Raw genomic sequence first — 7,161 nt, 5'->3', positions numbered from 1 at the left:
CGTTTCGGCGGCTTCGCTTTCCTCGCTTTCGGCTTCCACCGCGTTTCCGCGTTTTCCGCCTCCCGGACTCTAGCAGATCTTCCGACCCGCTTTTCGTCCGTTGCTTCGTGCTTTCGGCCTTCGAAACTCTCGTTTCCCCGGCTTCCGGCTCTTCGAGCTTAGCAGATTCGGTAACCCGTTTCTGCCGTGCTCCGGCCGATTGGAAATTCCAAAACCACATGCACAAGAACAGCAAATAGCCGAACCCGTCGCGAATGAACGCGACCGATGATCGAGAAATTCGATGGTGATGCTGCGGCAGGAGTGCGATCCTTGACGGACGCCCCGCTCGGCTCTGGCAGAGACTACCAGACTGTCGCGCCGTTGAACAACTTCGCGACAACCCTTCGAATCTACGTGTGCGGTCGGTGGGCTGTCAAGATCACCTCTTCAGGCGACCATCGGCAGTTCGTCCGCGACGTCCGAGGATGCCACATCCCCCCGCTCTCCGGCGAATTCGGCCCGCCGACCCAGGATCAGCACGTACCCGAGGAACAACGACTCCGCCGCCACACCGATCGCGATGCGGCCCCAGGTCGGTAGGCCGGACGGGGTCACGAAGGCTTCGATGACGCCGGATACGACCAGAACCAGGGCCAGTCCGACGGCCATGCCCAGGGCGATCCGGCCCTCCTCGGCGATCGCCCTGGCTCTGGTGCGCGGGCCCGGGTCGATCACCGTCCACCCCAGGCGCAGGCCCACGCCGGCCGCGATGAACACCGCGGTGAGTTCGAGCAGGCCGTGCGGCGTGATCAGGCCGAAGAACACGTCGAGTCGACCCGCGTCGGCCATCAGACCCGCCGAGACGCCGACGTTCATCGCGTTGCTGAAGACGATGAACAGCACCGGCAGGCCCAGCAGGATGCCCAGCGCCAGGCAGCCGGCCGTCACCCACGCGTTGTTCGTGGCCACCTGCGCGGCGAAGGAACTCGCGGGCGCGCTCGAGTAGTAGGTCTCGAAGTCGCCGCCCGGTCGGGTCATCTCCCGGATGTCCTCCGGCGCGGCCACCGCGTCGCGTACCGCCGGGTCGTGGGCGACCCATGCGGCGATGATCGAGGCCAGTGCGAGGAACGCCATCGCCGTCACGCCCCACCAACGGCGACTGCGGTAGACCGCGACCGGGAATCGAACGGTCAGGAAGAGCATCGCGTCCCGCCAGGCCGGCGTGCGGGGTGCGGTGACCGCCGAGCGGGCTCGCGCGGTCAGTGTGGAGAGTCGGCCGACCAGCATCGGGTCCGGCGCGGCGGAGCGGATCGTCGACAGGTGGGTGGCCGTGCGGCGGTACAGCGTGACCAGCTCGTCCACCTCGGGTCCCGACAAGCGCCGTCGGCGGCGGGTGAGTTGTTCCAGGCGTTCCCACTCGTGGCGGTGTACCGCGACGAACACGTCGACATCCATACGGTGCATCCTCTCTGGGAGCGACATCGACGCACACACTGGAGGTGGACGTGTCCGAGCTCGTCACGGGAGAAGCGGTCGCGCTCGACCTGCGCCCCGCGCGGTTGCCCAGCCGGGCACTCGCGATGGTGATCGACCTGGCCGCGCAGTTCGCGCTGCTGTTGCTGACGGTCTGGCTGGTGTCGCTGGCGGTTCCGGACGCGGACGAGGCGCTCGTGGCGGCGTTGTCGTTGTCGATCCTGGTGTTGGTCCTGATCGGCTGGCCGGTGGCGTGGGAGACCGTGACGCATGGGCGCTCGCTCGGGAAGATGGCACTCGGGCTGCGGGTGGTTCGCGACGACGGTGGGCCGGTCCGGTTCCGGCAGGCGCTGGTGCGCGCGTTGCTCGGGTTCTTCGTGGACTTCTGGACCACGGTCGGATGCGGCGCGGTGTTCTCGTCGCTGGCCTCGAAGAACGGCAGACGTCTCGGGGACATGGCGGCCGGGACGTTCGTGGTGCGTGAGCGCACCCCCGGTGCTCGGCAGCTACCGCTGCCGCTGCATCCGGCCGCCGCGGCGTGGGCGACCGGAATCGAGCTGTCGGGGTTGACCGACGAGCTCGCGTTGGCGATTCGGCAGTACCTGTCGCGGCGCGGTGAGCTCGATCCGGCGATAGAGGCGTCGCTGGGCGAGCGGCTGATGGTGGACACCGCGAACCGGATAGGGATGGGGCCGCCGCCCGGAATGCATCCGGTGGTCTTTCTCGCCGCCGTACTCGCCGAGCGCCAGCGCCGGGACTGGGAGCGGTACACGGCCGCCCGACACGGATACGCCCCCAGCATCCCTCCTCCCGCCGGATCGGAATCGGGATCGGAATGGGGCTCGACACCGACACCAGGACCAGGACCGGGACCAGGACCGACGCAGACCCCGGCCTGGGTGCCGACTCCCCCGCCGGTGCCCCAGTCCCCTCCCACACCGCGACCTCCGGCCCCGCCCGCCGAGCCCGCCCCACCCACCGAGTCCGCCAAGCCCATCGAGCCCACCGAACCGGCCCAGCCCGCCCCGCCCTCCCAGCCCTCCGAGCCCGCCCGCCGCAAGGATCCCGGCTTCACCCCGCCGTCGTGATTCGGCGGTTCGGCGGGGTGTCGAGGGTTTCCAGTTCGATGCCGGGGGCGGCGAGCACCACGTCGCCGCTCAGGTGCACGATCGCGCGGTCGCCCGTGGCCAGGTCGTCCACCTCGTAGCGTTCGACGATCAGGCCGTCGTGGGTCTCCACCGCCGCCAGCGTCCAGGACTGGTCCACCGTGTGGGCGGCCAGCACCGGTTCGGTCAGCGCGATCAGGCGCAGCCGGGCGGTGCCGCCGGGGGCCAGGTTGAGCAGGGTCGCGGTGGCGATCAGGAAGGCCGGTGAGCGGCCGGTGAAGCCGGCGGCCTTCGCCTCGGCCTCGGTCGCGGGCACGTCCAGGGTCGGGTCCGCCGCGGCGCGCAGCCACACCACGCCGGCGGTGCCGTCCACGACCGTCGCGCCGCCGCGGACCCGCCAGCCGCCGGCGAGCGCCTCCAGGCGCAGCGGTCGGCCGCGCGCGTCGAGTGTCAGGTCGATGCCGCTTCCGGTGTAGCGCCAGCCGATCGGGCCGGGGGCGCAGGAGAAGCGCTCCGTGCCGAGGGGGGTGCCGTCGTGCGGGTCGTGGAAGGAGTAGCTGCCTGAGGGCATGCGCGGACCCTACGACACGGTGGGTCCGCCGGCGGCCACCACGCGGGTGAGCAGGGCGAGGAAGGTGGCTCGTTCGGCGGGGTCGAGCGGGGCGAGGAGTTCGTCCATCGCGGCGTCCACGAGCGGTTCCTGCCGGGCCAGGCGCTGTTCGCCGGCGTCGGTGGTGGTGATCGCGTTCTTGCGCCGGTCGCGTGGGTCGGGGGTGCGGGTGACCAGGCCGTCGGCCTGGAGGGAGTTCAGGATCGTGACCATGTCCTTGGGGTCGACGGCCACCGTGCGGGCGAGTTCGGCCTGGGCGACGGGGCCGTACTCCTGGACCGCGATCAGGACCAGGTGATGCAGCATCGGCATGCCGTCGCAGGCCAGCGCCGCGCGGACCAGTCCGCGGCCGTGCGCCGCGGCGCGGCCGAGCAGCCAGCTCGGCAGGACGCGGATCCGGGCGGGGGCGGGCAGCTTGTCGACCATGGGCGCAGCCTACCCGGAAATCATTGGACTTTCCCACGATCCATCAAATATCGTTGGAACCTCCCATGATTTCTGGAGGTGTGTGTGCGTCGCGTTCGCTATTACGAGTACGGCGGTCCCGAGGTGCTGCGTGTGGAGGATGCCGAGGCGCCCGAGCCCGGGTCGGGCGAGTTGCTGATCCGTACCGAGGCGATCGGGGTGAGCCTGCCGAGCGTGCGGAAGGTGCGCGAGGGCGGGCTGCCGCTGCCGGGGGTGGTCGGTGGGGACGTGGCCGGCGAGGTATCCGCGGTCGGCCCGGACGTCACCGGGTACGCGGTCGGGGATCGGGTGGTCGCGATCTCGTTCGCGAACGCGTACGCCGACCTGGCGCTCGCGCCGACCTTCACCGCGTCGCACATCCCGGCCACAGCGAGCGCCGTGGACGCGGTCGCGCTGGTGCGTGGCGGGCAGGTCGCGCTCGGCGCGCTGGCCTCGGCCGGCTCGGTCGAGGGGAAGTCCGTACTGGTCACCGGTGCCGCGAGCGGGGCCGGTCACCTGGCCGTGCAACTGGCCCGCACGCGCGGCGCGCGGCGTGTGGTGGCGGCCGTCGGCTCGCTCGACAAGGCCGACTTCCTGCGTGGCCTGGGGGTCGACGACGTGGTGCGCTACGACGCCGATTCCTGGGGCGAGCCGGTCGACGTCGTCCTGGACGGCGTCGGTGGTGACGTGTTGCCGCGCGCGGTGGCCGCGCTCGCGCCGTTCGGGCGGCTGGTGTTCTTCAACTCCGGCGGCGGGACCGTGCCCGCGTGGGAACTGCTCGCGGGCGCGCGGACGATCACCGGGATGTCGATGGCCCGGTTCTCCACCGCGTTCCCGGACTTGTACGAGCGGCATCGGCGGGAGTTGTGGGACCTGGCACTGTCGGGCCGGTTGCGAGTCGCGGTGCACGAGACGTTCGCGCTCGCGGACGCGGCGAAGGCGCACGCGGTGATCGAGGCGCGCGCCAATCTCGGCAAGGTCGTATTGCGGCCGTAGGCGGAGTCGGTCACGAGCCGGCCACCCGGTCACTCGGCCGGCCCGCTCACCTGGTCAGCCCGCGCACTGCGCGAGCATCGCCTGCTTGTCCGCGTCGGTCACCGGCAGGTCGTATTTGATCGAGACCTGCGCGTAGCGGACCACGTACGAGCAGCGCACCGCCTTGTTCGGCGGCAGCCACGTCGCCGGGCTCGAATCGCCCTTGCCACCGTTGATCGGGCCGTCCACCGCGAGCAGGTTGAGCGGGTCGTTGGCGAGTCGTCGGCGCTTGTCCGCGTCCCACTGCGCGGCGCCCATCTGCCAGGACGCGCTGAGCGGCACCACGTGGTCTATCTGCACCGCGGACGCCTTGGCCTTGGTGAACGCTATGTCCTTGCCGGAGTAGGGGTCGGACAGCGTCATGGTGGTCACGACACAACCCTTGGCGTCCTTCCATCGGGTCGCCAGGCCGTCCCGCTTGAGGATGTCGTCGCGCGTGTCGCAGCTGTTCCGGCCGAACGGGACATCGGTGACGCTGTCGGTCCAGGCCGGCCCGTACTTCTCCCGGCCGTAACCGGTCTGCGGGCCGCGGCCCTTGGTGTTCACCCGCTCGATCAGCGCCCGGGCCCGGGTCAGGTCGGCGGGCGAAGTCAGCGGCGCCAGGCCCGGCTTGACGCCTTGCTCGTTCTCCAACGGGTTCGCCGCGGCGCTGCCGCCGGGGGCCTGCTCCGGCGCCGAGGCGGCCGTGGCGGAGTCGGCGCCCGCCGCGGATTCGGCTGTGGAATCGTCGCTCTGGCAGGCGGTCAGCGCGACCGCGGCGAGCAGGATGGATATGTACGTCCGCCGTTGCATGCGACCGCCCCCCGAGGGATGTCGTGTGTCGTTGGTCGATGGCTACCCGCAACAGGCCGGGCGGCGCACGATCCGTGCGCCGCCCGGCCTGGCAGGGTTGATCCGAGTCTTCGGCATCGGCGATCGACGGCGATGCGTCGATCACCGATGGCCGATGTCAGTAGCGGTAGGCGTCCGTCTTGTACGGGCCCTCGACCTTGACGCCGATGTAGGCGGCCTGCTCCTCGGTGAGCGTGGTGAGCTTGACGCCCAGCGCGTCCAGGTGCAGCCGCGCGACCTTCTCGTCCAGGTGCTTGGGCAGCACGTAGACGCCGACCGGGTACTCCTCGGGCTTGGTGAACAGCTCGATCTGCGCGATGGTCTGGTTCGCGAAGCTGTTGGACATCACGAAGCTCGGGTGACCGGTCGCGTTGCCGAGGTTGAGCAGACGGCCCTCGGACAGCACGATCAGCTTCTTGCCGTCGGGGAAGGTCCAGGTGTGCACCTGCGGCTTGACCTCGTCCTTGACGATGCCCGGGATCCTGGCCAGACCGGCCATGTCGATCTCGTTGTCGAAGTGGCCGATGTTGCCGACGATCGCCTGGTGCTTCATCCGCTGCATGTCGGACGCCATGATGATGTTGAAGTTGCCGGTGGTGGTGACGAAGATGTCACCGATCTCGACGACCTCGTCCAGCGTGGTGACCTGGTATCCGTCCATCGCCGCCTGGAGCGCGCAGATCGGGTCGACCTCGGTGACGATCACCCGGGCGCCCTGGCCGCGCAGCGACTCGGCGGAACCCTTGCCGACGTCGCCGTAGCCGCACACGACCGCGACCTTGCCGCCGATCAGCACGTCGGTGGCCCGGTTGATGCCGTCGATCAGCGAGTGGCGCACGCCGTACTTGTTGTCGAACTTGCTCTTGGTGACCGAGTCGTTGACGTTGATCGCCGGGAAGAGCAGCGAACCGGCCTGGAACATCTCGTACAGGCGGTGCACACCGGTGGTGGTCTCCTCGGTGACGCCCTTGATGCCGGGAGCCATCGCGGACCACTTGCCGGGGTTCTCCGCGAAGGTCGCGCGCAGCAGCGCCAGGAAGACCGTGTACTCCTCGGAGTCGGCGTCGGTCGCGTCCGGGACGGCGCCGGCCTTCTCGAACTCGACGCCCTTGTGCACGAGCATCGTGGCGTCGCCGCCGTCGTCCAGGATCATGTTCGGGCCGTCATGGCCCGGCCAGTTCAGCGCCTGCTCGGTGCACCACCAGTACTCCTCCAGCGTCTCGCCCTTCCAGGCGTAGACCGGTACGCCGCGCGGGTCCTCGGGGGTGCCCTCGGGGCCCACCGCGATGGCCGCGGCGGCGTGGTCCTGGGTGGAGTAGATGTTGCAGGACACCCAGCGCACCTCGGCGCCGAGCGCGACGAGCGTCTCGATCAGCACGGCGGTCTGCACGGTCATGTGCAGCGAGCCCATGATCCGGGCGCCGGCCAGCGGCTGCGACGCGGCGAACTCGCGACGGATCGACATCAGTCCGGGCATCTCGTGCTCGGCGAGGGTGATCTCCTTGCGACCGAACGCGGCGAGGGAGAGGTCGGCAACCTTGAAGTCGCCTTCGAGCTGCGAAGCCATGTTTTGGATCCTCTGCGGAGGGAGTGGATGGGACTGGAGACACACCGGTGCCGCGGGCGCCGATGCCGTGCCATCCAGTCGGACACTTCTGTGCCTACGGGTCGCGGACCCGA

The 7,161-nt window shown here is 70.0% G+C and carries 7 protein-coding genes; 2 read left to right on the top strand and 5 right to left on the bottom strand.

Annotated elements, in window-relative coordinates:
- Positions 1-429: 429 nt before the first annotated feature.
- Positions 430-1,437 (bottom strand): stage II sporulation protein M, encoded by a 1,008-nt coding sequence (locus ACIRL2_RS21840; protein WP_402234065.1) that lies wholly within the window; start codon positions 1,435-1,437, stop codon positions 430-432.
- Positions 1,438-1,487: 50 nt separating this feature from the next.
- On the opposite strand from ACIRL2_RS21840, the gene ACIRL2_RS21835 reads away from it, so the two are divergent.
- A complete protein-coding gene (locus ACIRL2_RS21835) occupies positions 1,488-2,543 on the top strand; it encodes an RDD family protein (RefSeq protein ID WP_402234063.1) in 1,056 nt (351 codons plus the stop codon).
- On the opposite strand, the gene ACIRL2_RS21830 is transcribed toward ACIRL2_RS21835, so the two are convergent.
- Both ACIRL2_RS21830 and ACIRL2_RS21825 read right to left on the bottom strand, forming a co-directional pair.
- Positions 2,527-3,132 (bottom strand): hypothetical protein, encoded by a 606-nt coding sequence (locus tag ACIRL2_RS21830; RefSeq protein WP_395874519.1) that lies wholly within the window; start codon positions 3,130-3,132, stop codon positions 2,527-2,529. The genes ACIRL2_RS21835 and ACIRL2_RS21830 overlap by 17 nt on opposite strands.
- Positions 3,133-3,141: 9 nt before the next feature.
- Positions 3,142-3,597 (bottom strand): MarR family winged helix-turn-helix transcriptional regulator, encoded by a 456-nt coding sequence (locus tag ACIRL2_RS21825; RefSeq protein WP_402234061.1) that lies wholly within the window; start codon positions 3,595-3,597, stop codon positions 3,142-3,144.
- Positions 3,598-3,681: 84 nt separating this feature from the next.
- On the opposite strand from ACIRL2_RS21825, the gene ACIRL2_RS21820 reads away from it, so the two are divergent.
- Positions 3,682-4,611 carry a zinc-binding alcohol dehydrogenase family protein gene (locus ACIRL2_RS21820; protein ID WP_402234059.1) on the top strand — a complete coding sequence of 310 codons (930 nt, stop codon included), beginning with the start codon at positions 3,682-3,684 and terminating at the stop codon, positions 4,609-4,611.
- Positions 4,612-4,665: 54 nt separating this feature from the next.
- On the opposite strand, the gene ACIRL2_RS21815 is transcribed toward ACIRL2_RS21820, so the two are convergent.
- On the bottom strand, positions 4,666-5,442 hold the full coding sequence (locus ACIRL2_RS21815) for an HNH endonuclease family protein (RefSeq protein ID WP_395874513.1): 777 nt from the start codon (positions 5,440-5,442) through the stop codon (positions 4,666-4,668).
- A gap of 157 nt (positions 5,443-5,599) precedes the next feature.
- Positions 5,600-7,048: an adenosylhomocysteinase gene (ahcY, locus tag ACIRL2_RS21810; protein ID WP_395874511.1), complete on the bottom strand. Its 1,449-nt coding sequence runs from the start codon at positions 7,046-7,048 to the stop codon at positions 5,600-5,602.
- Between the last annotated feature and the right edge of the window lie 113 nt (positions 7,049-7,161).

The organism is Embleya sp. NPDC127516, from assembly GCF_044765325.1.
In the GTDB taxonomy this organism is placed as follows: Bacteria; Actinomycetota; Actinomycetes; order Streptomycetales; family Streptomycetaceae; genus Embleya.
The sequence above is the reverse complement of the archived record's forward strand: the minus strand, read 5'-3'. Positions and strand labels throughout refer to the sequence as shown.